This is a genomic window from Streptomyces sp. NBC_01232, from assembly GCF_035989885.1.
Classification (GTDB): Bacteria; Actinomycetota; Actinomycetes; order Streptomycetales; family Streptomycetaceae; genus Streptomyces.
In genome coordinates, this window is record NZ_CP108518.1 from 2,967,760 (window position 1) to 2,991,604 (window position 23,845).

General features: G+C 70.4%; 21 protein-coding genes, 2 tRNA genes and 1 pseudogene. 5 read left to right on the plus strand and 19 right to left on the minus strand.

What is annotated here, in order from left to right:
• The first annotated feature begins 8 nt into the window (after positions 1-8).
• Positions 9-1,058 carry a rod shape-determining protein gene (locus OG444_RS13855; RefSeq protein WP_327262461.1) on the plus strand — a complete coding sequence of 350 codons (1,050 nt, stop codon included), beginning with the start codon at positions 9-11 and terminating at the stop codon, positions 1,056-1,058.
• A 3-nt stretch (positions 1,059-1,061) separates the two neighbouring features.
• Here OG444_RS13855 and OG444_RS13860 read toward each other — a convergent pair whose 3' ends face one another.
• Positions 1,062-2,210 (minus strand): sensor histidine kinase, encoded by a 1,149-nt coding sequence (locus OG444_RS13860; protein ID WP_327262462.1) that lies wholly within the window; start codon positions 2,208-2,210, stop codon positions 1,062-1,064.
• 174 nt (positions 2,211-2,384) lie between these two features.
• Entirely contained in the window at positions 2,385-5,006 is a 2,622-nt protein-coding gene (locus OG444_RS13865; protein ID WP_327262463.1) for a valine--tRNA ligase, read from the minus strand.
• A 127-nt stretch (positions 5,007-5,133) separates the two neighbouring features.
• Between OG444_RS13865 and OG444_RS13870 the strand changes: the two genes are divergently transcribed.
• Positions 5,134-6,075, plus strand: coding sequence for a hypothetical protein (locus tag OG444_RS13870; RefSeq protein ID WP_327262464.1), 942 nt, complete (start codon positions 5,134-5,136; stop codon positions 6,073-6,075).
• An 81-nt stretch (positions 6,076-6,156) separates the two neighbouring features.
• On the opposite strand, the gene clpX is transcribed toward OG444_RS13870, so the two are convergent.
• The 5 genes from clpX to OG444_RS13895 all read right to left on the minus strand — a co-directional run bounded on the left by clpX (position 6,157) and on the right by OG444_RS13895 (position 10,843).
• Positions 6,157-7,443, minus strand: a complete 1,287-nt coding sequence (gene clpX / locus OG444_RS13875) for an ATP-dependent Clp protease ATP-binding subunit ClpX (RefSeq protein WP_301371147.1) — start codon at positions 7,441-7,443, stop codon at positions 6,157-6,159.
• Between the two features lie 153 nt (positions 7,444-7,596).
• Entirely contained in the window at positions 7,597-8,265 is a 669-nt protein-coding gene (locus tag OG444_RS13880) for an ATP-dependent Clp protease proteolytic subunit (protein ID WP_033223992.1), read from the minus strand.
• Between the two features lie 55 nt (positions 8,266-8,320).
• Positions 8,321-8,938, minus strand: coding sequence for an ATP-dependent Clp protease proteolytic subunit (locus OG444_RS13885; RefSeq protein ID WP_030649990.1), 618 nt, complete (start codon positions 8,936-8,938; stop codon positions 8,321-8,323).
• Positions 8,939-9,213: 275 nt separating this feature from the next.
• Positions 9,214-10,602, minus strand: a complete 1,389-nt coding sequence (gene tig, locus OG444_RS13890; protein ID WP_327262465.1) for a trigger factor — start codon at positions 10,600-10,602, stop codon at positions 9,214-9,216.
• A gap of 164 nt (positions 10,603-10,766) precedes the next feature.
• Positions 10,767-10,843: transfer RNA gene (locus OG444_RS13895), tRNA-Pro, on the minus strand.
• A 167-nt stretch (positions 10,844-11,010) separates the two neighbouring features.
• Between OG444_RS13895 and OG444_RS13900 the strand changes: the two genes are divergently transcribed.
• Positions 11,011-11,081, plus strand: a tRNA-Gly gene (locus OG444_RS13900).
• Positions 11,082-11,150: 69 nt separating this feature from the next.
• Here the strand turns inward: OG444_RS13900 and OG444_RS13905 are convergent.
• The 9 genes and pseudogenes from OG444_RS13905 to OG444_RS13945 form a co-directional block, all read right to left on the minus strand.
• On the minus strand, positions 11,151-12,314 hold the full coding sequence (locus tag OG444_RS13905) for a tyrosine-type recombinase/integrase (protein WP_327262466.1): 1,164 nt from the start codon (positions 12,312-12,314) through the stop codon (positions 11,151-11,153).
• Positions 12,314-12,517, minus strand: a complete 204-nt coding sequence (locus OG444_RS13910; protein ID WP_327262467.1) for an excisionase family DNA-binding protein — start codon at positions 12,515-12,517, stop codon at positions 12,314-12,316. Before OG444_RS13910 ends, OG444_RS13905 begins: the two co-directional genes overlap by 1 nt.
• A pseudogene (locus tag OG444_RS13915) lies at positions 12,510-12,886 on the minus strand (replication initiator). The gene OG444_RS13910 and the pseudogene OG444_RS13915 overlap by 8 nt, the downstream one beginning before the upstream one ends.
• Before the next feature lie 46 nt (positions 12,887-12,932).
• Positions 12,933-13,928, minus strand: a complete 996-nt coding sequence (locus OG444_RS13920) for a helix-turn-helix domain-containing protein (RefSeq protein WP_327262468.1) — start codon at positions 13,926-13,928, stop codon at positions 12,933-12,935.
• Positions 13,929-14,931: 1,003 nt separating this feature from the next.
• Complete coding sequence (locus OG444_RS13925) at positions 14,932-15,465, minus strand: hypothetical protein (protein WP_327262469.1); 534 nt, start codon at positions 15,463-15,465, stop codon at positions 14,932-14,934.
• Positions 15,462-15,944, minus strand: a complete 483-nt coding sequence (locus tag OG444_RS13930; RefSeq protein ID WP_327262470.1) for an amidase domain-containing protein — start codon at positions 15,942-15,944, stop codon at positions 15,462-15,464. The genes OG444_RS13925 and OG444_RS13930 overlap by 4 nt, the downstream gene beginning before the upstream one ends.
• Before the next feature lie 672 nt (positions 15,945-16,616).
• Positions 16,617-16,811 carry a membrane protein gene (locus OG444_RS13935; protein ID WP_030008564.1) on the minus strand — a complete coding sequence of 65 codons (195 nt, stop codon included), beginning with the start codon at positions 16,809-16,811 and terminating at the stop codon, positions 16,617-16,619.
• 177 nt (positions 16,812-16,988) lie between these two features.
• The gene (locus OG444_RS13940; RefSeq protein WP_327262471.1) at positions 16,989-17,444 is read right to left on the minus strand and encodes an HD domain-containing protein; all 456 of its coding nucleotides are present in this window, start codon (positions 17,442-17,444) and stop codon (positions 16,989-16,991) included.
• Complete coding sequence (locus OG444_RS13945) at positions 17,441-18,841, minus strand: pyridoxal phosphate-dependent decarboxylase family protein (protein WP_327262472.1); 1,401 nt, start codon at positions 18,839-18,841, stop codon at positions 17,441-17,443. Before OG444_RS13945 ends, OG444_RS13940 begins: the two co-directional genes overlap by 4 nt.
• An 82-nt stretch (positions 18,842-18,923) precedes the next feature.
• Between OG444_RS13945 and OG444_RS13950 the strand changes: the two genes are divergently transcribed.
• Positions 18,924-19,565, plus strand: coding sequence for a DUF4232 domain-containing protein (locus OG444_RS13950; RefSeq protein WP_327262473.1), 642 nt, complete (start codon positions 18,924-18,926; stop codon positions 19,563-19,565).
• Between the two features lie 3 nt (positions 19,566-19,568).
• On the opposite strand, the gene OG444_RS13955 is transcribed toward OG444_RS13950, so the two are convergent.
• The gene (locus OG444_RS13955) at positions 19,569-20,387 is read right to left on the minus strand and encodes an ABC transporter ATP-binding protein (protein WP_327262474.1); all 819 of its coding nucleotides are present in this window, start codon (positions 20,385-20,387) and stop codon (positions 19,569-19,571) included.
• A 114-nt stretch (positions 20,388-20,501) separates the two neighbouring features.
• Positions 20,502-21,644: a PP2C family protein-serine/threonine phosphatase gene (locus OG444_RS13960; protein ID WP_327262475.1), complete on the minus strand. Its 1,143-nt coding sequence runs from the start codon at positions 21,642-21,644 to the stop codon at positions 20,502-20,504.
• 117 nt (positions 21,645-21,761) lie between these two features.
• On the opposite strand from OG444_RS13960, the gene OG444_RS13965 reads away from it, so the two are divergent.
• Complete coding sequence (locus tag OG444_RS13965; protein WP_327262476.1) at positions 21,762-22,994, plus strand: GNAT family N-acetyltransferase; 1,233 nt, start codon at positions 21,762-21,764, stop codon at positions 22,992-22,994.
• Between the two features lie 10 nt (positions 22,995-23,004).
• Here the strand turns inward: OG444_RS13965 and OG444_RS13970 are convergent, their stop codons facing one another.
• Positions 23,005-23,811, minus strand: a complete 807-nt coding sequence (locus tag OG444_RS13970; RefSeq protein ID WP_327262477.1) for an Fpg/Nei family DNA glycosylase — start codon at positions 23,809-23,811, stop codon at positions 23,005-23,007.
• Between the last annotated feature and the right edge of the window lie 34 nt (positions 23,812-23,845).

Here is a 23,845-nt window from a genome sequence, read left to right on the forward strand (position 1 = left end):
GGGAATAAATGCCGCAGGCCAGCAGCAAAAAGACAGCATCCAGCCGCGACATAGGAATGGACCTGGGCACCGCCAACACCCTCGTCTACGCACGGGGGCAGGGGATCGTCCTCAATGAGCCGTCCGTGGTCGCCGTCCGGACGGGCACCACCACCGCCCTGGCCGTCGGCACGGACGCCAAGAAGACCATCGGCCGCACCCCCGGCTCGATCACCGCGATCCGCCCCCTCAAGGGCGGAGTGATCTGCGACTACGAGGCCGCCGAGGAGATGATCCGGCACTTCGTCCGCAAAGCGGTCCCGGGGCGCCGGCCCCGCACCCGGATGGTGATCTGCGTACCCTCCGGCGTCACCCCGGTCGAGCGGCGGGCCATCGTCCGGGCGTCCACCCGCGCCGGGGCCAGGGCCGTCCACCTCATCGAGGAGCCGATGGCCGCGGCGATCGGCGCGGGACTGCCCGTGGCCGAACCCCGCGGCTCCATGGTCGTGGACATCGGCGGCGGCACCGCCGAGGTCGCCGTCATCTCCCTGGGCGGCATCGTCACGTCGCAGTCGCTGCGCGTCGGCGGCGACCGGCTGGACGCGGCGATCATGGACCACGTACGCAGGGAGCACGGCCTCCTCATCGGCGAGCGCACCGCCGAGGACGTCAAGGTCGCCATCGGCTCGGCCTGGCCGGTGCCGGACCGGCCGGAGCTGGAGACCCGCACCTTCACCGTGCGCGGCCGCGAGAAGGCCGGCGGCATGCCCAGGACCCTCTCGCTGACCGCCCCGGACGTCCGGGCCGCGCTCGACGAGCCGGTCGAGTCGATCATCAACGCCGTCCGCACCACGCTGGAGGAGTGCCCGCCGGAGCTGTCCGGCGACGTGATGGAGCACGGCATCGTGCTCACCGGCGGCGGCGCGCTGCTCCCCGGCCTCGACCTGCGGATGGCCTCGGCGACCGGCATCCCGGTCTTCGTCGCGGACGACCCGCTGGACTGCGTGGCGCTGGGCTCCGGCCGGTGCGTGGAGGACCTGGACACCCTGGACGGCCTGTCGGCCCCGGCGAGGGCCTGAGTCTCAGCCGCGCGGGAGGGTGGCGACGACCTCGTACGTGTCCCGGGTGCGGGTCGCCGCCAGGGTCCCGCCCAGGCTGCGCACACGCTCGGACATGCTCGCCGTGCCCGAGCCCGCCGAGACGGGGGCCCGGCCCGGGGTGCGGGCCGGCAGCGCGTTGCTGACCGCGATCCGCAGCCGCGGGCCGTCCGCCGTGATCGACACGTCGATGGTCTCCCCCTGCGCGTGCTTGGCGGCATTGGTCAGGCACTCCTGCACCACCCGGTAGACCGCAGCCTGCCGCAGCGGCGACAACCCGTGCACGTCCTGGTCCATGGCGAGGCGGACGGGCGAGCCGGCCCGCCCGCTCTCCTCGGCCAGAGCCGCCAGTCCGTCCACGCCCGGGGTCGGGGCCCGCTCCCCGCGCTGCACGATGATCTCGTTCAGCACCAGATGGGCCCGGCGCGCGGTGTCGGCCAGCTCCTCGAAGTCCTTCGCGTGCGCCGTCTCGCGCGCCCGTACCGACAGCACCTCGGAGCGGACCGTGAGCAGGGTCAGCTCGCGCCCGACGAAGTCGTGGACGTCGCGGGCCACGGAGGTGCGCTCCTGCTGGACGGCCTGGAGCACCGCGGACTCGGCCCGCCGCGCGGTCAGCTCCCCCACCAGGTCGTGCCGGTAGGCGGCGATGCCGACCGCCGAGGCGAGCACCCCGATGGGCACGACCACGCTGAGGAAGCCGCTGAGGGTCTGCACCCGGGGCTCCGGCCAGCCGGGCAGGATGAACATGATCAGCGCGAAGGCGACGTACCCGAGCGTGGCGAGGATCCCGGCCCGGCGCCCGCGGTAGCGGCCGACCGAGTAGAGGGCGAACTGGATCAGGGTCAGTTCGTGCAGCCACCCGATGAAGAGCAGGGCGGCCAGGTACGAGATCCAGGGCTGTCGGCGGCGCACGAGCAGGGTCGTGCAGCCCAGGGCGAGCACGACGGCCGCGGCGGGTCCGTTCAGCGAGTTGTCGGCGGCGGCGAGGCCCGGCAGGTCGAGGGCCATCAGGCCGAGGCAGCCGAGCGCGGTGAGCACGTCCATGGCCCGCGGCGACCCGGCCCAGCTCTCGGTGAGCCGACGGCCGGAGGCCACCAGCCGGTCGAAGGCTGTGACGACGGGCTTGACGCGCATGCCCTCCATCATCCGTGGTCAGCGCGTCGGTTCGGATCAGGAAAAAGTAGTGATTTAGGGCACTTCGGACAGGTGCCCGCCGTGATGCCGGCGCCTGCACGGGGAAGGGATACGGCGAAGGCCCCCGCGTCGACCGACGGCGCGGGGGCCTTCTCCTGTGCGTGCGTACAGGACCTAGGCGGCCGGCAGGCCCGCCAGCTGCGCCTGGAGCCGGTCGATGTCCGCCTCGGCCTTGGCGAGCCGGCCCTTGATCTTGTCCACGACGTTGTCGGGCGCCTTGGCGATGAACGCCTCGTTCCCGAGCTTCGCCTCGGCCTGCTGCTTCTCCTTCTCGGCCGCGCCCAGGTCCTTCGTCAGGCGCTTGCGCTCTGCGGCCACGTCGATGGTGCCCGACAGGTCGAGCGCGACGGTGCCGCCGGCGACCGGGAGGGTCGCGGTGGCGCTGAAGGAGTCACCTTCCGGCTGGAGGCGCAGCAGCTGCCGGATGGCGGCCTCGTGCGCGCCCAGCCCGGTCGCGGCCAGCTCCAGACGGGCCGGAACCTTCTGGCCGTCCTGCAGACCCTGCTCCTTGCGGAAGCGGCGGACCTCGGTGATCACCGACTGGACGGAAGCGATCTCCGCCTCGGCCGCCTTGTCGCGGAAGCCGCTGTCCTTGGGCCAGTCCGCGATGACGAGGGACTCGCCGCCGGTCAGCGTGGTCCACAGGGTCTCGGTGACGAAGGGGACGACCGGGTGCAGCAGCCGCAGCATGACGTCGATGACCTCGCCGAGGACGCGGCCGGAGATCTTGGCCTGCTCGCCGCCCGCGAAGAAGGTCGTCTTCGACAGCTCGACGTACCAGTCGAAGACCTCGTCCCACGCGAAGTGGTAGAGCGCCTCGCTGAGCTTGGAGAACTGGTAGTCCTCGTAGAAGGCGTCGACCTGAGCGACCGTCTCGTTCAGCCGGGACAGGATCCAGCGGTCGGTGGCCGACAGCCGCTCGACGGGCGGCAGCTCGCCCTCGATGGTGGCGCCGTTCATCATCGCGAAACGCGTCGCGTTCCAGATCTTGTTGGCGAACTTGCTGGAGGCCTGGACCCAGTCCTCGCCGATCGGGACGTCGACACCCGGGTTGGCGCCGCGGGCCAGGGTGAAGCGGACCGCGTCGGAACCGTACTTGTCCATCCAGTCCAGCGGGTTGACCACGTTGCCGAAGGACTTCGACATCTTCTTGCCGCGCTCGTCGCGGACCATGCCGTGCAGGGCGATGGTGTGGAACGGCGGGGTGCCGTCCATCGCGTACAGGCCGAACATCATCATCCGGGCGACCCAGAAGAAGAGGATGTCGTAGCCGGTGACCAGGACCGCATTCGGGTAGAACTTCGCCAGGCTGTCGGTCTGCTGCGGCCAGCCGAGCGTGGAGAAGGGCCACAGGCCCGAGGAGAACCAGGTGTCCAGGACGTCGGTGTCCTGGGTCCAGCCCTCGCCGGTGGGCGGCTGCTCGTCCGGTCCGACGCAGACGACCTCGCCGTTCGGGCCGTACCAGACCGGGATGCGGTGGCCCCACCACAGCTGGCGCGAGATGCACCAGTCGTGGAGGTTGTCGACCCAGTCGAAGTACCGCTTCTCCATCTCCTGCGGGTGGATCTTGACCTCGCCGTTACGGACCGCGTCGCCGGCGGCCTTGGCGAGCGGGCCGACCTTGACCCACCACTGCATCGACAGGCGCGGCTCGATGGTGGTCTTGCAGCGCGAGCAGTGGCCGACGGAGTGCGTGTACGGGCGCTTCTCGGCGACGATCCGGCCCTCGGCGCGCAGCGCGGCGACGATGGCGGAGCGGGCCTCCAGCCGGTCCAGGCCCTGGAAGGGGCCGTGGACGGTGATGATGGCGTGCTCGTCCATGACGGCGAGGTTCGGCAGGTTGTGGCGCTGGCCGATCTCGAAGTCGTTCGGGTCGTGCGCCGGGGTCACCTTGACGGCGCCGGTGCCGAACTCCGGGTCGACGTGCTCGTCCGCGACGACCGGGATGCGGCGGCCGGTGAGCGGAAGCTCGATCTCGGTGCCGACGAGGTGCTTGTAGCGCTCGTCCTCGGGGTGGACGGCGACGGCCGTATCACCCAGCATCGTCTCGGCACGGGTGGTCGCGACGACGATGGACGCGTCGCCCTCGCCGTAACGGATCGAGACGAGCTCGCCCTCGTCGTCCTGGTACTCGACCTCGATGTCGGAAATCGCGGTCAGGCAGCGGGGGCACCAGTTGATGATGCGCTCGGCGCGGTAGATCAGCTCGTCGTCGTAGAGCTTCTTGAAGATGGTCTGGACGGCCTCGGAGAGGCCCTCGTCCATGGTGAAGCGCTCACGGGACCAGTCGACGCCGTCGCCGAGGCGGCGCATCTGGCCGGAGATCTGACCGCCGGACTCGCCCTTCCACTGCCAGACGCGCTCGACGAAGGCCTCCCGGCCGAGGTCGTGGCGGGACTTGCCCTCCTTGGCGAGCTCGCGCTCGACGACGTTCTGGGTGGCGATGCCGGCGTGGTCCATGCCGGGCTGCCACAGCGTCTCGTAGCCCTGCATGCGCTTGCGGCGGGTGAGGGCGTCGATCAGCGTGTGCTCGAAGGCGTGGCCCAGGTGCAGGCTGCCGGTGACGTTGGGCGGCGGGATGACGATCGCGTACGGAGGCTTCTCGCTCTTGGGGTCCGCCTCGAAGTAACCGCGCTCTACCCAGCGCTCGTAGAGCTTCCCTTCTACCTCGGCCGGCGCGTACGTGGTCGGCAGTTCGGAGTCGGGGCTGCTGGGTGTCTGCGTGTTCTCGGTCACGGGGCACAGTTTAGAGCGGTAACAGTCCAGTCATGAAACCGGTATTCCCGGGGCCCGGCGCCCTGCCCGCGCCTGCCTTCCGTCAGGATGTGTGAAACGGATAAGCAACCTCATTGGGGGACGCGGGATGAGCTACAACCAGCCAGGGCCCTACGGGCAGCAGCCTCAGCAGCCGGGACCGTACGGGCAGCAGCCCCCGCCGCCGCCCGGCCCGTACGGCCAGCCCGCCCCCCAGGCCGGCCCGTACGGCCAGCCCGCGGGCGCTCCGCAGCCGGGCTACGGCTACCCGCAGCAGCCGGGTGTCCCCCCGCAGGGCTACCCGCAGCAGCCGCCGGCCCCCCCGGCCTACGGGTACCCGCAGCAGCAGGCCCCGTACGGCGGCGAGCCCCCGAAGAAGTCCAAGGCCGGCGTGATCATCGCCGCGGTCGTCGCCGTCGCGGTGATCGCGGGCGGCGGCTGGTACCTCCTGGGCGGCGGCGCGGGCGGCAGCGTCTCCACGGACACCAAGGGCTACAAGCTGGTGGCCCCGGAGTCCGTGGACGACTTCAAGAAGGACCCGTCGTACAAGGACAAGCCCTTCACCGACGAGGACAAGAAGGAAGCCGAGGCGGCGGGCGTCAAGAACCCGACCCGGGTGGGCATGACCTACACGGGCGGCGACCCGAAGAACCCTCTGGCGGCCAAGGGCCTCAACTTCCAGGGCGTCTACGGCGAGGTCGCCGACCCGGAGAAGTCCGTGGACGGCTACTTCACCATGGCCAAGCTGAACGCGGCCAAGGAGGGCAAGCAGGAGGTCCAACTGATCGGCACCCCCAAGGCGATGACGCCGGCCGGCTTCAAGGGCGCCGTCATGAAGTGCCAGGACGCGAAGTTCACCCTGAAGGACACGGCGACCAAGGGACCCAAGGAGTTCACGCTCCCGATCTGCATCTGGGGTGACTACAGCACCCTGACCATGGTCACCGCCACCGATGTGGCTTCCGTGCTCGCGGGCAAGCCCGGCTACACCCTGGAGCAGGCCTCGGAACTGACCGCGAAGCTCTACAACACCGCCCGCGTCAAGAAGTAACGAAGCGCGCGGCACACGCAGAAGGGGCGCCCCCGTCGGGGGCGCCCCTTCTGCGTACTGCCCGGCACTGCGCGCGTGCGGTTACGCCGACTTCTCGTGCGGGCCCTGGTCCTTCGGGACGATCCGCGGGACCAGCGTCGGGTTGACGTTGGAGCGGACCACGTCCGAGGTGATGACCACGCGGGCCACGTCCTTGCGGGACGGGACCTCGTACATCACCGACATCAGGACCTCTTCCATGATGGCACGCAGGCCGCGCGCGCCCGTCTGGCGGAGGATCGCCTGGTCCGCGATGGCCTCGAGCGCCTCGCGCTCGAAGTCCAGCTCCACACCGTCGAGTTCGAACAGCCGCTGGTACTGCTTCACCAGCGCGTTCCGCGGCTCGATCAGGATCTGGAGCAGGGCCTCGCGGTCCAGGTTGTGCACGGAGGTCAGCACGGGGAGGCGGCCGATGAACTCGGGGATCATCCCGAACTTCACCAGGTCCTCCGGCATGACCTCCTGGAACTGGTCGCTGGCCTCGATCTCGCGCTTCGAGCGGATCGTCGCCCCGAAGCCGATGCCCTTGGCGCCCGCACGCGACTCGATGATCTTCTCCAGGCCGGCGAAGGCGCCACCCACGATGAAGAGCACGTTCGTCGTGTCGATCTGGATGAACTCCTGGTGCGGGTGCTTCCGGCCGCCCTGCGGCGGTACGGAGGCGGTCGTGCCTTCCAGGATCTTCAGGAGGGCCTGCTGCACGCCCTCGCCGCTCACGTCGCGCGTGATCGACGGGTTCTCGCTCTTGCGGGCCACCTTGTCGATCTCGTCGATGTAGATGATCCCGGTCTCGGCCTTCTTGACGTCGTAGTCGGCCGCCTGGATCAGCTTCAGCAGGATGTTCTCGACGTCCTCACCGACGTACCCGGCCTCCGTCAGCGCGGTCGCGTCGGCGATGGCGAACGGCACGTTCAGCATGCGGGCGAGGGTCTGCGCGAGCAGGGTCTTGCCGGAGCCCGTGGGGCCCAGCAGCAGGATGTTGGACTTCGCGAGCTCGATCGCGTCGTCCCGGCCCTGCGCGCCGCCGTTCTCGCCGGCCTGAACGCGCTTGTAGTGGTTGTAGACCGCTACCGAGAGCGCCTTCTTCGCCGGCTCCTGGCCGACGACGTAGCTCTCCAGGAACTCGTAGATCTCACGGGGCTTGGGGAGTTCCTCCCACCGGACCTCGGAGGTCTCCGCGAGCTCCTCTTCAATGATCTCGTTGCAGAGGTCGATGCACTCGTCGCAGATGTAAACACCGGGTCCTGCGATGAGCTTCTTCACCTGCTTCTGGCTCTTTCCGCAGAACGAGCACTTGAGCAGATCGCCGCCGTCACCGATGCGTGCCACGAGGTGCTTCCCCTTCGCCTGGGAGACGCCTGGTTCAGCGCTCCTGGTGCCTCATATCCGACGGTACCTTGCCGGGGGCCCCGAGCGGGGCCCCCTTGACGTGGTTCACATCGCCGAATCCGACGACGTGCTCACGCCAACTGGTGGCAAGGATCAGGCCTTGCTGCTCTTACGGGTGGAGATGATCTGGTCGATCAGCCCGTAAGCGAGCGCGTCCTCGGCCGTGAGGATCTTGTCGCGCTCGATGTCGTCGCGGATCTTCTCGATCGGCGTCGTCGAGTGCTTGGCCAGCATGGTCTCCAGCTGGTCGCGCATGCGGAGGATCTCGTTGGCCGCGATCTCCAGGTCGGAGAGCTGCTCACGGCCGGTGCCGCCCGAGGGCTGGTGGATCAGCACACGGGCGTTCGGCAGGGCCATGCGCTTGCCGGGGGTACCGGCGGCGAGCAGGACCGCGGCGGCGGAGGCCGCCTGGCCCATGCAGACCGTCTGGATGTCCGGCTTCACGAACTGCATCGTGTCGTAGATCGCCGTCAGCGCGGTGAAGGAGCCGCCCGGGCTGTTGATGTAGATGGAGATGTCGCGGTCCGGGTCCATCGACTCCAGGCACAGCAGCTGCGCCATGACGTCGTTGGCGGACGCGTCGTCGATCTGCACGCCGAGGAAGATCACGCGCTCCTCGAAGAGCTTCGCGTACGGGTCGTACTCGCGCACGCCCTGCGAGGTGCGCTCGACGAAGCGCGGGATGACGTAGCGGTTGTCCACCTGCGGGCCGGTGTAGAGGCCGCTTGCGGAGAAGTTGTTCTGCATCTGGGTGTTCACCATCCTGGTGGCGTTCTGCGGGCTGTCGGCTGCTGGGTACTGACGGTGGATACCGGGATCAGGCCCCGGTGCCGCCGCCGCCCGGAACGTTGGACGCGGCCGAGATGATCTCGTCGATGAGGCCGTACTCCTTGGCCTCCTCGGAGGTGAACCAGCGGTCGCGGTCACCGTCGCGGATGATCGCCTCGACGGTCTGGCCCGAGTGGAACGCGGTGATCTCGGCCATCCGCTGCTTGGTGCGCAGCAGGTACTGGGCCTGGATCTTGATGTCCGACGCGGTGCCACCGATGCCGGCGGAGCCCTGGTGCATCAGGATGTCGGTGTTCGGCAGGGCGAAGCGCTTGCCCTTGGCGCCACCGGTGAGCAGGAACTGCCCCATCGAGGCCGCCATGCCCATACCGATGGTCACGACGTCGTTGGGGATGTACTGCATGGTGTCGTAGACGGCCATACCGGCCGTCACGGAGCCACCGGGGCTGTTGATGTAGAGGTAGATGTCCTTCTCCGGCTCGGCGGCCAGGAGCAGGAGCTGCGCGGTGATCTTGTTGGCGATGTCGTCGTCGACCTGCTGGCCGAGGAAGATGATGCGCTCGCCGAGCAGCCGGTTGTAGACATGGTCGCCGAGGCCGCCACCGATGGACGGCTCACCCGCGGCGTAAGGCTTCAGATTCGTCACGTATCCACCTGCTCGTCTCCGACGGCCATGTGCCGTCTCAGCGTCTCGTTCTGGGGCCCGGTCCGGCCGGAGCGGACGAGTCCGCCGGCGCCCGGGTACTCACGTGCCCTCGTATTCATGGACCCTAACGCGCAGGTAGGACAACGCCATCCCGCTTCCCGAACTGTTCGCTCGGAGCGCAAGGTCCCGGAGCCCCGCAAGACCATGCCGAAGGGCCCGTACACCGCTGTGTACGGGCCCTTCGGGGCACTGCTCAGTGGGCTTCGCCCGGGGTGTTACTTGGCCTCGTCGGCCTTGACCTCGTCGTCGCCGTCGACGGCGGCCTCGACGGTCTCGGCGGCCTGCTCCTCGTCCTCGTCGGACAGGTCCACGACCTCACCGTTGGTGTCGACGACCTTGGAGGCCTCGACGACGACCGCGAGGGCCTTGCCGCGGGCGACCTCGCCGACCAGCATCGGAACCTGGCCGCCCTCGACCACGGCCTGGGCGAACTGGTCGGGGGACATGCCGGAGGAGGCGGCGCGGCGCATGAGGTGCTCGGTGAGCTCCTCCTGGTCGACGCCCAGCTTCTCCTTGTTGACCAGCGCGTCGAGGACGAACTGGGTCTTGATGCCCTTGACGGCCTGCTCGGAGGTCTCGGCGTCGAACTCCTCGACCGTCTTGCCCTGGAACTCCAGGTACTTCTCGATGGTCAGACCCATCTGGCCGAGCTGGTGGTGCTCGAGGTTGTGCTTGCGGGTCTGGACCTCGTCCGCGAGGAGCTTCTCGGGGATCGGGACCTCGACGAGCTCCAGCAGCTTCTCCAGGACGCGCTCCTGGGCCTGCGTGGCCTGGTCGTACTGCTTCATGTTCTCGAGGCGCTTGCGGCTGTCCGCCTTGAGGTCCTCGAGGGTGTCGAACTCGCTCGCCATCTGCGCGAACTCGTCGTCCAGCTCCGGGAGCTCCTTGGCGGAGACCTTGGTGACCTTGACGGTGACCTCGGCGTCCTTGCCCTCGGCGGAGCCGCCCTTCAGCTGCGAGGTGAAGGTGGCCTCGCCGCCGGCCTCCAGGCCGGTGACGGCCTCGTCGATGCCCTCGAGGAGCTCGCCCGAGCCGATGGTGTAGGAGACGTCGGAGGCGACGCCGTCGGGCAGCACCTCGCCGTCGACCTTGGCCTCGAGGTCGATGGTGACGACGTCACCCTCGGCGGCGGCGCGCTCGACGTCCTTGGTGGACGCGAAGCGGCCGCGCAGCTGCTCGACGGACTTCTCGACGTCCTCGTCGGAGACCTCGATGGCGTCGACCTCGACCTCGATGCCGGAGTAGTCCGGGATCTCGATCTCGGGACGGACGTCGACCTCGGCGGTGAAGGCCAGGATCTCGCCGTCCTTCAGCTCCGTGATGTCCACGTCCGGCTGGCCCAGCGGGTTCAGGTCGGCCTCGTTGACCGCCTCGGTGTAGAACTTCGGGAGGGCGTCGTTGACGGCCTCCTCCAGCACCGCACCGCGGCCGAAGCGCTGGTCGATGACGCGGGCGGGGATCTTGCCCTTGCGGAAGCCCTTCACCGTGACCTGCTGGTTGATCTTCTTGTACGCCGCGTCGAGGCTGTCCTTGAGCTCCTCGAAGGGCACCTCAACAGTGAGCCGAACCCGAGTCGGGTTCAGGGTCTCCACGGCGCTCTTCACGGTTCGGTCTCCTTGTGGCTGACTGCTGGGGATTCTGCCGTCACGCTGTGATTCAGCGGTTCAGCGGACTTCGGCCCGGTACATCAGACACACGGGCACGCAGCTTGCATAGTAACCGCAAGCGGCAATCAGCCCACAACGCGATCTTGTGGAGACACTGCTGTTGGTCGGGGTGGCCGGATTCGAACCGACGACCTTCCGCTCCCAAAGCGGACGCGCTACCAAGCTGCGCCACACCCCGTCGGTGCGACACGTAGGGTACATGCCCGGAGACACTCTGATGCGCGGGATTTCCGAGGTGTTTCCGGCAGGTCCCCGGCACGGCGTCGAATGTGGTGTGCACTCACAGGGAGCGACCCGCTAGGATGCTGTCCGTGCCGCGGTCCCCGGACCTTCGGCGCGAGCGTTGCGGGTGTAGCTCAATGGTAGAGCACTAGTCTTCCAAACTAGCTACGCGGGTTCGATTCCCGTCACCCGCTCAGAAGTACGAAGGGCCAGGTCAGAGGGCATCTCCTCGACCTGGCCCTTCGTCATTCCAGGGGCGGCGATCAGCTCCGAGTGTCCCCTGCGTGCCTCTTACGCAGTGAATCTTCCGTCGTGCCCTTGGTGGCCTTTCGGCCCTTCTTCACGAGCCCGCTCAACGCGTCGGCGATCAGACGGTCCCGATCGGCGCTCGCGTGTTGGTAGATCAGCGCGGCACGGGCGGTGCTGCGGCCCATGCGCGTCATCAACTCCCTTGTGCTGGCGCCCGTTGACGCGGCGAGCGTGTTGCCCGTGTGCCGAAGATCATGGAAGTGCATCCCCTTGATCCCCGCCTCGCCGCACGCCTTGTGCCAGAGCAGGTTGAAGTGGTTCCGGCGCGGGGTCGCCCCTTTGGCTCCGACGAAGACACGCCCATCGGCGCCGGCCTCGGCGTACCGCTTCAGGTCCTCGTGGAGGTCCGGGAGGATCACCCCGGGGATGGAGACCGTCCTCTTGCCCGCGGCGCTCTTCGGCGCCTTGATCTCCCGCTGCCCGTTGCTCAGCTCGGCGACGGCCCGCCGGACGCGTACGGTCCTGTGCTCCAGGTCCACGTCCCGCCGGTGCAGGCCGATCAGCTCGCCCCAGCGCAGTCCGAGGAATCCGGCCATGAGGACGAGGGCGCGGTAGCGCGGCTGGATCGCCTCGGCCAGCGCGTAGACCTCCTTGACCGTGGCGGTCGGACGTTCCGGGGTGTGCACGGAACTCGCTCCCTTGACCTGGCAGGGGTTCCGCCGGATCAGCTCGTCGGACACGGCCGTCCCCAGGATGGCCCGGAGCAGGGCGTATGCCTTGGCGACGGTGGAGGGCCCGGTGCCGGCGGCGAGCTTGTCGGCACGCCAGCTCCGTACGAGGGGCGGCGAGATCTCCGCCAGGTTGACGCCGCCGAGGACAGGCTCCAAGTGGTGCTTGAGGAGCGAGCCGTAGAGCTGCCGCGTGGTGCTCGTCAGCTCGTGCTCTTTGATCCAGGCGACGGCGTACGGCCCGAAGGCGACCTTCCCGGCGTCCGGGTCGCGCCAGTCCCCCTTACGCATCTCGGTCTGCTTGTCGGCGAGCCAGTCGTCCGCGTCCTTCTTGGTACGGAACGTCTCGGGCGCGGGGCGGAGCTGCCCGTCCGGACCGAGGTAGCGGGCCTGATACCGGCCGGAGGGCAGCTTGCGGACCCGGCCGAACGGGCGGCGCTTCCCGGCCATCAGGCAGCCACCCCCAGACGGCGACGGCGCGGCTCGACGGTGTGGGCGTCGATGTAGGCCCGGACGGCGCTCTCGGGGATGCGCACGTGTCGACCGACCTTCACATAGGTGATCCGCCGCTCCTCGACGAGCTGTCGGGGGAACCGCACGGTGGTGCCGAGCAGTTCGGCGACCTGGACGACGCTGAGGAAACGCTCATTCATGCTGCTCTCCTTGCAGGGCTTCGCGGGCGGTCCGGCGGTTCAGCTGAAGGTCCCGGGCGATGGTGGCAGCGAGTACCGACTCCCCGGGGTATGTCCGTGGCCGGCGTACTGCCAGGAGGCGAGGACGAGCACGGTGTCCGGCTCGATGTCGTCCAGGCCGCGGGCTTCGCGTTCCTGGGCGGCGCGGTAGTCGGCGCGGGTCTGGCGGAGGGCGCCGAGGGTGGTCGAGTACTGCCGGGACTTGGTGGAGAAGTGGCCGCGGAAGCCGAGCATGTGCGACCAGGCGGCAAGGCGGCGGTCCGGGTAGAGCGTGTCCAGGTCGAGGCAGGCCCACCCGTGCTGCCCGGCGGCCTCGGCAAGGTCGTGCAGGTCCCGCCGCGCTGTGCGAGATCGCCTACGAGATCCCTGTCGGCTGCTAGGCCGCCGCCCCGGCCAGGCCTTCGGCCCGGGCCTGCCCGCGGAAGGCCGCGGGCGGCAGGCCGTAGGCCTCGCGGAACGCCCGGCTGAACGCGGACGCGTGCCGGAAGCCCCGCCGGGCGCCGATGACGTGCACGGGAACCCCCTGGTGCAGCGGGTCCGCCAGGTCCTGGCGTGCCCGCGCGAGCCGCTGGCCCTGAAGGAAGGCCGCGACCGTCGCCCCGTCCCCCTCCTGCTGGAACACCCGGTGGAGATAGCTGACGGAGATGTGGTGGGCGGCGGCGATCGCGGGGACGTCCAGCAGCGGATCGTCGGCGTTGTCCCGGATGAAGGCCATCACGCGGAGCGCCAAGGCGCGCCGGTGCGTCTCAGGGGTCAAGGACCGGTCCTCTTCGAGGACGCCGGCGAAGAGCGAGGCGATGAGATCGGCCAGTACTCCGCTCAGGCGCGGGCCCTCGGCCGGCCGGTAGGACCGGCTGTCCTTGGTCACCTGGTCGAGGAAGGTGGCCAGCAGGGCCCCCATTCCCTCGCGGGCCGAGATGCGCTTGCCGATGACCCGGCCGGCGGTCTGCGGGGGCAGTGGCAGCAGCGCCTTGGGCACCTCGACCCCGATGATCTCGACGGAATGCGGGCCGGAACTGATGTCGAACGGCCGTGACGTGTCACTGGTGTGGATGTCGAACACACCGTGTACCACGGTGTCCTTGCCCAGGGTGACCGCTCCCGCCCCGCGCTTGATCAGCGAGAGGTGGAAGTGCTCGGGGTCCGACCTCGCTATCAGCTTCGGTGTGCGCCGGAAAGTCAGGGGACGGCATTCCATCGGATAGACCGTGATCCCGCCGAGCGAGATGACGCGCTGGTTCACCCAGAAGTCGGCGGCGTACTCACTGTGCATCTCCATGGGCGCATGCGTCTGCGACATCAGGGCCCGCCAGCTCTCGAAACGGTCGGCGGGCGCTAGTTCCGCGCTGCGGAAGGTTGTCTCGGGCAGCATGATCACGGGTTTACACCGGCCGTGGCAGCCCGCGCAACAAGGGCCGCGGCCCCGGGCGCGGGCGACGGGGCGACTCTCCGTCAAGACACTGTGTACGCCAGGCCAATGCGCGGTGCTCCGGGGCTTGGCAGAGTGGGCGCCGGAGGGTCGGTGAGGGGATGGGAAACCGAAGCCCCCGCCGACGACCGGATACCTCTCGCGGTCCCGGCACTGAGCTGACGCCGCCCGAGGACGGGGGTTTCGGGCGACGTCAGCTCAGTGCCGGGACCAGCCTCGCCACCGCCGACGAGGGCCGCCGGAGCAGCCCTGGATGCCGTGTCGTCACCGGCCAGTAGCCGCATCAACTCATGTCGCTCCATAGCCCCTCCCTGGCTGGCATCCTGCGATGCGGCAGCGATGTGCCGCAACCGCGTATGCCGCTCGCCGCCGCTGCCCCCAAGCCCCGACAGGCCGTGTCCCCCACGTGCCCGAGCGGGCGGGCGTTGGTGGGGAGCCTCGGGGAATGCCGGGGAGGCGGGCGGGGGCGTGCAGGTCAGGGGCTTGGCCGGTCATGGGGTGGCCGGGTACGCGATCTTCCAAACTAGCTACGCGGGTTCGATTCCCGTCACCCGCTCAGAAGTACGAAGGGCCAGGTCAGAGGACGTTTCTTCGACCTGGCCCTTCGTCGTTGCCGGGGCTGTGATCAGCTCCCAGCTCAACGCGCCGTCAACTCCCGTATGCCGAAGATCACGGAAGTGCAGCCCCTTGTCCCGGCCTGCCCGTTGCTCATCTCGGTGACGGCGCGGCTGACCCCTACGGCCCGGTGTTCCAGGTCTTCTCCAACGTCCCCTCGAGCACGAGCGTGGCGATCCGTACTCTGTGCCGACTTATGGCCGGGAGCAGGACGGCGAGCCGGTAGAAGCGGCGCCGTGGCAGCCGTGAGCGCGGCCCATACGGCGAAGGGGCGTCGCCCACGTGATGTCCACGCAGGCGACGCCCCTTGCAGGGACGCGTCCGGATCAGCTCACCGTACGGTCTTCGAACCGAGTTCGCCGGGCTTCTTCGGCACCCACGGGTGCACGGCGGTGGCCTCCTCGGGGGCGGACTCGTCCATGGTCACGCGCCAGACATCCTTGCCGTCCACGCTGATGGCCCGAACCTGGATCTGCTTGATCTGGCCGGTGTCGTGTAGATAGAGCACGACCTCCTGCCGGACCGAGCCCTCGTCGTAGAACTCCGCGGTCACCTTGCCCCGGGCTCCCTTGCCGAATGCCGCGATCCAATTCTCGGCAGTCTTCTCAGGAACGCCCTTGTCCTCCTTGTCGGCCACCAGCGACGCCAGCTCGCCCACCTTGCCGTCCGCGATGCGCCACACCACCTGCTGGGTGATGCCCAAGGATCCCGTGGACGGATATCCGACCACGGCGAGCGGCGGGTGGCTGCCGTAGTCACCGGCGTACGCCACGTCTTCGGCATCGTAGGCCGAGGAGCAGGCGGTCAGCATGCCGACGGTCAGCGCGGAGACGGCCACCGCCCGCAAGGCCGGACCCGACCTCATCGAGACCTCGGCCTGAGCGCGCTGACCCCGACGATCGGGTTGGGGCCGGTCCTGTTCCGGGCCATGATCGCCTGAAGCGTGTCGTGGGGGTTGTAGCCGTGCTGGGCGACACTGACGACGCCTTGGTTATTGCCGGTCACGACCGCCGCATGGTTGTGCACACCGTTGTCCTTCTTCCATTCGAAGAACAGGATGTCTCCGGGGCGGAGATTGTACGCACGGTTGACGTATCCGGGCTGGCGGTAGTTGAACATGTGCGTGAACAGATTCTGAGCCGCTGACCAGGTGTGGCTGAACCGTTGACGTAGGAGGCCGTGAGAGCGCCGGACGCGGAGGGGTCCGACACAGGGAACCCGTCCTCGCCCAAGAGGATGCTCTCTGCGCCATCGGTGGGCACGCCCGTGATGTCGGCCGGCGTAGCGCCACCTGGGTTCCCGCCGCAGCCGTGGCGGACAGTTTCTGCCCCGCCTCGCTGTCATCGGATTCGCTCTCGAGCTTCACGGTCCCGCCCGAGACCGTGAATACGAACCGCTTGGCCCGCCGGTCCTCCGACACCTCGTCGACGCCGTTGACCCGCAGGGTCATCGTCTGGATGACAGTGGTTCGTACCAGCACGCGGTCGGCCCCACCATTGGCGATCATGGTGTCCGTCAGGGCCGAGGAGGCACCCACGTATGCCTGGTTCTGCGTCCCCAGCGCCACGAGCCCCCCGATGAGGGAGGCTTCCTGCACGTCGAGGACCGCACCGAAGACCGCACCGTGCGGAGACTCGGCCGCCGCCTCGGCGGCGGTGGCCCTGACACCCTTGGTGACCTTGTTGCGGGCGCTCAAGTAAGCCTGGACATAGTCCTTGTACGGCGTGGTTCCGCCGAGCACGGAAGCACCCTGAGCCAGTGCGGAGCGGGACACCGGGCCGACGCCAACGGCGTTCTTCGCCGTCACCGAGACCCGCCGCGGGAACCATGCGACGATCGCCCGGCCGTCGGCTCGGACTCCGTCCGGTCCGGCGGGTGTGCTGAGGCGACCACGCCGAGGGACGGGGAGGGCCGACGCGGTACGGAGGGGCAGGACCGGTGATATGACGGCGGGTGCCCGGCCGGTCCGCGCAGGACGCACCACGCCGCCGGGGGTGGCGCCCGGGGCCTCGGGGGTCAGAGCTTGATGTTCGCGATCATCGTCGCCAGTGAGTTCAGGAAACGGTTCACGTCGTCCGCGATCGAGCTCGACGCGAGGAAGAACCCGAAGAGCGCCGCGACGATGGCGGGACCCGTCTTGATGTGGTTGCCGCGGATCAGCACCACCAGAATGACCGCCAACAGAACCACCACTGACAGCGAAATGGCCACTACTGATCACACCTTCGGTCGTCCCCTGGTCGGCCCGGGGGGTACGGCCAGGCACACCCCCACATGGACCATCCTCCCACCAACGGGCCCCGGCTATACGCCCCGTGACGAACAGCCCTGGTTCCGTTTCCGCCAAGCCTCATGTGCGACAGGAATATTTCGGGCGCGAGGCGCAGGTCACGGGGTGGTGAGGCCGAGGAGGGAACGGATATTCGCATACTTTGCGGACAGCCGCTCGCGCGTGGGGTCGTCCAGTACGGACAGGCGTACGGGGTCCGCGTTGTGCGCGATGTCCGCCTCCTTGACCAGCAGGGCGCCCGGGGTGGCCAGGATGCGGGCCGCGTACTGCTCGACCGGTTCGCCGGGGCGCTTGGTGACCGCGAGGACGATGTCCTTCACCGTCTGCGGGAGAGCCGCCGCATCCAGCCAGGTGAGGCTGAGGGCCTCGTCCTCGATGGAGTCGTGCAGCCAGGCCGCCGCCTGCTGTTCGGCGCTGCCGCCGCGCAGCCGGACGCCCTCGGCCACCGCCGCGAGGTGTTCGGCATACGGCCGGCCGGCCTTGTCGGTCTGGCCCTCGTGCGCGCTGCGCGCCAGGGACTCGACCTCGATGAGGGTCAGGGGGCTGTTCGTCATGCGATCTCCCTTGCCGCTGCGCCGAGTGCCTCCGCTGCCCGGCGCACATCGTCGTGTGTGGTGCGCCAGTTGGAGAACGCGGCACGCAGGCCTGCGGTTCCCTCGTAGACGGTCGGAGTGACGAACACCTCGGCGCCGGCGGCTTCGCGCAGCGCGGTCAGCCGGTCCGGGGTGGGGGCCTCTGCGAGGGTGAAGCAGACGACGTTGAGGCGGACCGGTGCGAGGAGGGTGAAGGCGGGGTCCGCCTCCAGGGCGGCGCCCAGGGCGCGGGCGCAGGCGATGTCGCGTTCGACGATCTCCCGGTGGCCCTCGCGGCCGTACGCGCGGAGCGTGAACCAGGCGGCGAGGGCGCGCAGCCGGTGGGAGTTCTCCGGGGTGAGGTGGACGAGGTCGGGGTGGTCGCCGAGGGGGCCGAGGTAGGCGGCGGAGTTCTGGAAGACGCGGGCCTGCAGGTCCCGGCGGCGGGTGAACTGGACGGCGCTGTCGTAGGGGACGTTGAGCCATTTGTGCAGGTCGACGCAGAGGGAGTCGGAGGCGTCGAGGCCGTCGGCGAGGTGTGCGTGTTCCGGCGCCAGGGCAGCGAAGGCGCCGAACGCGGCGTCGGTGTGCAGCCAGAAGTCGTGGCGCTCGCGGAGGGCGGCGACGGCCCGGAGGTCGTCGAAGTCGACGGTGTTGACGGTGCCCGCATTGGCGACGACCACGGCCGGTCCGGGCGTGTCGGCGAGCGCCCTGTCCAGGGCGGCGGGGTCGACGGCCTCGCGGCCGGGGAGGGCGGGGACGCGGACCAGGGAGTTGCGGCCGAGGCCGAGGACGGAGAGGGCCTTGGCGATCGAGGAGTGGGGGGCGCCGGAGAGCACGCGGACCGGACCGAGGGCCGCGGCGCCGTCGTCGGCCGGGGAGACGCCGAGGCGTTCGCCGAGCCATTCGCGGGCGATGGCGAGGCCGGTGGTGTTGGACATGGTGGCGCCGCTGACGAAGGTGCCGGTGTGGGCGGGCGAGAGGTGGAAGAGCTCGCGGAGCCAGCCGACCGTCTCGCGTTCGAGGTCCTGGCCGACGCCGTCGAGGGCGGAGTTGGAGTTCTGGTCGTGGGCGGCGGTGAGCCAGTCCCCCACGAGGGCGGCCGGGGTGGCGCCCCCCGTGACGAAGCCGAGGTAGCGCGGGCCCGCGGAGGCCGACAGCCGCGGCTCCCAGCGGTCGCGGAAGTCGGCGAGGGCGGCTTCCGTACCCCTGGCGTGCTCCGGGAGGCCTTCCGGGAGGGGCTGCGGGGAGTGCGGCTCTCCGGTGGACGCTACGACGGGACGCGCGTCCAGGGTGGCGAGCGCGTCGGCGGCGGCTGCGCGGGTGGCGTCGAGGAGTTCGGGGAGCCGGGCGAGGTCGGCGGCGAGCGTGCGGTCCATGGGGGCACGGTAAGCGCGGCCGGGGCCGAGGGGGCGGTCCAATCCGCGGGGAGTGGCCCGCGTGCCGTCGTAGGCTCATCGGATGATCACGGAGCAGTGGGGCGCGCGGTGGACACGGGGCCTGGCCGGTGGCGTGATCGCCGTGGCGGCCGTGACAGCGGTGGCGGGGTGCGACGCGCCGCCTCCGCCGGAGCCGGCCCCGAGGCCGACGGCGGCGGCGGCCCGGGCGGACCGGCCGACGCAGCCCACGCAGCCCACGCAGCCCACGCAGCCCACGGCTGAGCCGTGCCCGGACGGCGGGGTCAGGCTCGTCGAAATGGACGGGAACGCGGCGATGGGGCTGCGCGTGGCGGACTTCCGGCTGGTCAACTGCGGTGCGCAGCCGTACGTCCTGGAGGGCTACCCGCAGCTGTCGCTGCGCGACGACCGCAACGGCCCGGTGGAGGTCGCGGTGGAGCACGGGACGGAGGGGATCACCACGGGAGTGCCGGACATCGAGGAGGTGCCGGGGCAGGTGACGCTGGCCCCGGGGCAGGCGGCCTCGTTCGTGATCGTGTGGCGCAATCTCGTCACCGACTCGTCGGTGCCGGCCACCACGGCGCGGAGCGTGGAGGTCGAGCCGCGGCCCGGCGCGCCCCGGCTGTCGCTGCGCCTCTCCGCGCCGGTGGACCTCGGGAACACCGGGAAGCTGGGGCTCGGGCCGTGGCGGCCGGTGGTCCGCTGAGGCTCAGCCGGCGGCGAGGGCCGGAGCGCGCCGGGCGGTGAGCGCTGTCATCCGGGCCGCGACGGCCGCGGCCGGGCTGCGCGGCAGCCGGTCCGCGATCAGGCCGTCGGCGAGGAAGAGCACCTGGTCGGCGTGGGCGGCGGCGGCCGGGTCGTGGGTGACCATGACGACGGTGGCCCGCAGGGAGTCGACGGCGTCCCGGAGCAGCGCGAGGACCTCGGCCGCGGTGGTGGTGTCGAGCGCGCCGGTGGGTTCGTCGGCGAAGACCACGTCGGGCCGGGTGACGAGGGCCCGGGCGATGGCCACGCGCTGCTGCTGGCCGCCGGACAGTTCGGCGGGGCGGCGGCCGCCCTTGCCCTCCAGTCCGACGCGGGCGAGCAGCTCGGCGGCGCGGGCCCGGTCCCGGTGCGCGGATCGGCCGCCGGCGAGCCGTACGGGGAGCAGCACGTTCTGCTCGACGGTGAGCGAGGGCAGCAGGTTGAAGGCCTGGAAGACGAAGCCGAGGCGGCTGCGGCGGAGTTCGGTGAGCTCGTTCTCGTTCATGCGGGTGATCTCGGTGCCGCCGAGCCGGACGGATCCCTCGGTGGGCAGGTCGAGTCCGGCGGCGCATTGCAGGAAGGTGGATTTGCCGGAGCCGGACGGGCCCATCACGGCGGTGAAGCTGCCGCGCGGCAGGCCGAGGTCGATCCCGCGCAGCGCGTGCACGACGGAGCCGCCGCGTCCGTACGTGCGTCGTACGCCGCGCAGCTCGACGGCCGGAGCGGTGTCGTACCGCTCGTCCGTCGTGTGCTTCTGCCGCCGCTCGCTCCGTCGGAGCCCCATGGTGTGCCGCCTCTCGCCGCCGCCTTGACCGTGCCTGTGACGCTACGGATCACGGCGGGCCGGCGGCCATGACGCCGCCCGGCGGACCGGGGGTGGGGCCAGCCCCACCCCCGGTCAGGCGGAGCGGCGGATGAGCAGCAGGGCGCGGTCGTCGTTGACGTCCTTGGCGACCTTCTCGATCAGGTGCCAGGTCGCGCCCTCCCAGCCGGCGGCGACGTAGCGGTCGGCCTCGCCGGTCAGGCGGTCGATGCCTTCGCTGATCTCGCGCTCGGCGGTCTCGACGAGGCCGTCGGTGAAGAGCATCAGGACGTCGCCGGGGCGCAGGTTGCCGCGGGCGGGGAGGAACTCGGCCCCGTCGTAGACGCCGAGCAGCGGTCCCTCGCCCGACTTCTCCTGCCAGCGGCCGGTGCCCGCGCAGAGCTGGAGGGCGGGGAGGTGGCCGGCCGAGAGGAGTTCGTAGTCGCCGCTCTCCAGGTCCAGGACGAGGTGGATGGAGGTGGCGAAGCCCTCGTCCCAGTCCTGGCGGAGCAGGTAGCCGTTGGCGGCGGGCAGGAAGCCGTGAGGGGGCAGTGCGCCGAGCAGTCCGCCGAAGGCGCCGGACAGCAGCAGGGCACGGGAGCCCGCCTCCATGCCCTTGCCGGAGACGTCGGTCAGGACGATCTCCAGGGTCCGGCCGCCGTTGGTGCGGGCCGCGACCACGAAGTCGCCGGAGAAGGACTGTCCGCCGGCCGGGCGCAGGGCCATCTCGCGGTGCCAGCCGCGCGGCAGGGCGGGCAGCTTGCTCTGCACGCGGATGCGTTCGCGCAGGTCGAAGAGCATGGTGCCGCCGCGCCGCCAGGGCACGCCGACGCGGCTGCGGAACTGGGCGATGACCAGGCCGAAGAACCCGCAGGCGGCGACCACCAGCACGGTGCCGGGGGTGACGCGTGCCGGGCCCTGGGTATAGGGGCCGAGGACGAGGGCCTCGACGATCAGTGCGGCCGCGGAGGCGGCGTACAGGGCGAGGAGGCTGGCGGGGCGCAGCAGCAGTCCGCCGGCCACGATCGGCAGGACGAGCGCCGAGGGCGAGAACCAGACGGGCAGCATCAGCGTGCCGCACGCGATGGCGGGCACGGTGAGGAGGAGTCCGCCGAAGGCGAGCCAGTCGGAGGCGTCGCCGCGGAAGTAGTCGACGGCCGATTTACGCAGGGCTGTGCGGCCCCGGTGCGACAGCATGCGCATCCGGGCCATGAGGGATTCCACGCGTGCTCCGGCCATTGCTTCGGGACCTTATCCATCCTGGCTGTGGATGCGCAGGGGTACCCCCGGACCAGAGGTCCGGACCGGCCCGAAAACCGATCGACTGGGAGGGAATGCCCTGATAGGGATGGCCATATGGCTCTTGAGATGCGCGTAGCACGAGCGGATGAGTGGGATGTCTGGTACGGCCAGCTGGAGCTGGCGTTCGGCGGCGTACCCGAATCCCCCGAGGATCGGGAGTTGTACAAGTCGCTGACGGACATCGACCGCTCGCTCGGCGTCTGGGACGGTGACGCCTGCGTCGGCTCGGCGGGCACCTTCACCTTCCGGCTGTCCGTGCCGGGTGGCGCGATCGTACCGGCGGCCGGTGTCACGGCGGTGGGCGTCTCCCCCACCCATCGCCGGCGCGGGATACTCACCTCTTTGATGCGGCGCCAGCTCGACGACATCCGGGCGGGCGGCGAACCGCTCGCCGTGCTGACGGCCTCGGATCCGGCGATCTACGGGCGCTTCGGCTACGGCACGGCCACCTACGCCTTGTCGCTGGAGGTCGACACGACCCGCGTACGGCTGTCCGTACCGCCGGGGACGGACGCGGTACGGCTGCGGCTCGTGGACCCGCAGGAGGCACTGGCCGACTGCGAGCGGGTGTACGCGGCGTTGGCCCCCACCCGGCCGGGCATGCTCGCCCGGCAGCCGGGCTGGGAGGCACTGCCGGTGCTGGACGCGCCGTCGGGCCGCGGCGGCGCGTCGGAGCTGAAGTGTGTGGTCGCCGAGCGGGAGGACGGCGAGGTGGTCGGGTACGCCCGCTACCGGGTCAAGCCGGACTGGGACCAGTCGGGTTCGGACGGCAAGGTCGAGGTGAGCGATCTCGACGCGCTGGACCCGGCTGCGTGCGCGGCCCTGTGGCGCTACCTGTTCTCGATCGACCTGACGTGGACGGTACGGGCGCGGCGGCCGGTGGACGATCCTGTGCTGCACCTGGTGAGCGACATCCGGCGGTCGAGGCCGCGGATGCGGGACGCGCTGCACGTACGGCTGGTGGACCTGGCGGCGGCGCTGGAGGCGCGGACGTACGGGGCGCCGCTGGACGTGGTCATGGCGGTGGCGGACGCGTTCTGCCCCTGGAACGAGGGGCGGTGGCGGCTGGTGGTGGACGCCAAGGGCGTGGCCCGCTGCACCCGGACCGAGGAGCCGGCGGACCTGGAGCTGTCGGTGCGGGAGCTGGGGTCGGCGTACCTGGGCGGGATCACCCTCGCCTCGCTGGCCGCGGCCGGCCTGGTGCGGGAGTCGCGGCCGGGCGCGCTGACGGAGGCCTCGCGGGCCTTCGCCGGGGACGTGGCGCCCTGGCTGCCGCACGGCTTCTGACGCGCCCGCGTCAGCGGGACTGACAGCCGGGGCACCAGAAGAGGTTGCGGGCGGCGAGGTCGGCGGTGCGGATCTCGCCCCCGCAGATGTGGCACGGCATGTTCGCCCGGCGGTAGACGTACACCTCGCCGCCGTGGTCGTCGACGCGCGGCGGCCGGCCCATCACCTCGGGCAGGTGCTCGTCGCGGACGGTGTCGATGCGGTTGTTGCGCACGCCCTCGCGCATCAGGGCGGCCAGGTCGGCCCACAGGGCGTCCCACTCGGCGCGGATGAGGTCCCTGCCGAGGCGGTAGGGGTCGATGCCGTGCCGGAAGAGGACCTCGGCGCGGTAGACGTTGCCGACGCCCGAGACGACCTTCTGGTCCATGAGCAGCGCGGCGATGGTGGTGCGGGAGCGGGAGATCCGGGCCCAGGCGCGGTCGGGGTCGTCGCCACTGCGCAGCGGGTCCGGTCCCAGCCGGTCGTGTATCGCCTTCTTCTCGCCCTCGCCGATCAGTGCGCAGGCGGTGGGGCCGCGCAGGTCGGCGTAGTGGTCCTCGTTCAGCAGGCGCAGCCGGACCGTGTCCGTGGCGGGCGGGGCCGGGGCGGGGCCGAAGCCGAGCTTGCCGAAGAGACCGAGGTGGATGTGGATCCAGGCGTCGCCGAGTTCCAGGAAGAGGTGCTTGCCGTGGGCCTCGGCACCGTCCAGCTCGCGCCCGTCGAGTACGGCCGCGCTCTGCTCGAAGCGGCCCTGGGGGCTGCTGACGCGGACCGGCCGGCCCGCGAACCGCTCGGCGTGGTCCTCGGCGAGGCGGTGGATCGTATGCCCCTCGGGCACGGCACTGCTCCTACGTCTGGAAACGGCCGTGCCG

What these genes read in the sequence shown, in the direction of transcription:
- OG444_RS13940 (WP_327262471.1), bottom strand. Translation starts at nt 17,444, where the DNA reads ATGACGAACAGCCCCCTGACCCTCATCGAGGTCGAGTCCCTGGCGCGC.
- OG444_RS13905 (WP_327262466.1), bottom strand. Translation starts at nt 12,314, where the DNA reads ATGGCCGGGAAGCGCCGCCCGTTCGGCCGGGTCCGCAAGCTGCCCTCC.
- OG444_RS13855 (WP_327262461.1), top strand. Translation starts at nt 9, where the DNA reads ATGCCGCAGGCCAGCAGCAAAAAGACAGCATCCAGCCGCGACATAGGA.
- OG444_RS13925 (WP_327262469.1), bottom strand. Translation starts at nt 15,465, where the DNA reads ATGAGGTCGGGTCCGGCCTTGCGGGCGGTGGCCGTCTCCGCGCTGACC.
- OG444_RS13965 (WP_327262476.1), top strand. Translation starts at nt 21,762, where the DNA reads ATGGCTCTTGAGATGCGCGTAGCACGAGCGGATGAGTGGGATGTCTGG.
- OG444_RS13950 (WP_327262473.1), top strand. Translation starts at nt 18,924, where the DNA reads ATGATCACGGAGCAGTGGGGCGCGCGGTGGACACGGGGCCTGGCCGGT.
- OG444_RS13870 (WP_327262464.1), top strand. Translation starts at nt 5,134, where the DNA reads ATGAGCTACAACCAGCCAGGGCCCTACGGGCAGCAGCCTCAGCAGCCG.
- OG444_RS13945 (WP_327262472.1), bottom strand. Translation starts at nt 18,841, where the DNA reads ATGGACCGCACGCTCGCCGCCGACCTCGCCCGGCTCCCCGAACTCCTC.
- OG444_RS13880 (WP_033223992.1), bottom strand. Translation starts at nt 8,265, where the DNA reads ATGGTGAACACCCAGATGCAGAACAACTTCTCCGCAAGCGGCCTCTAC.
- OG444_RS13910 (WP_327262467.1), bottom strand. Translation starts at nt 12,517, where the DNA reads ATGAATGAGCGTTTCCTCAGCGTCGTCCAGGTCGCCGAACTGCTCGGC.
- OG444_RS13960 (WP_327262475.1), bottom strand. Translation starts at nt 21,644, where the DNA reads ATGGCCGGAGCACGCGTGGAATCCCTCATGGCCCGGATGCGCATGCTG.
- OG444_RS13920 (WP_327262468.1), bottom strand. Translation starts at nt 13,928, where the DNA reads ATGCTGCCCGAGACAACCTTCCGCAGCGCGGAACTAGCGCCCGCCGAC.
- OG444_RS13860 (WP_327262462.1), bottom strand. Translation starts at nt 2,210, where the DNA reads ATGCGCGTCAAGCCCGTCGTCACAGCCTTCGACCGGCTGGTGGCCTCC.
- OG444_RS13955 (WP_327262474.1), bottom strand. Translation starts at nt 20,387, where the DNA reads ATGGGGCTCCGACGGAGCGAGCGGCGGCAGAAGCACACGACGGACGAG.
- OG444_RS13930 (WP_327262470.1), bottom strand. Translation starts at nt 15,944, where the DNA reads ATGACAGCGAGGCGGGGCAGAAACTGTCCGCCACGGCTGCGGCGGGAA.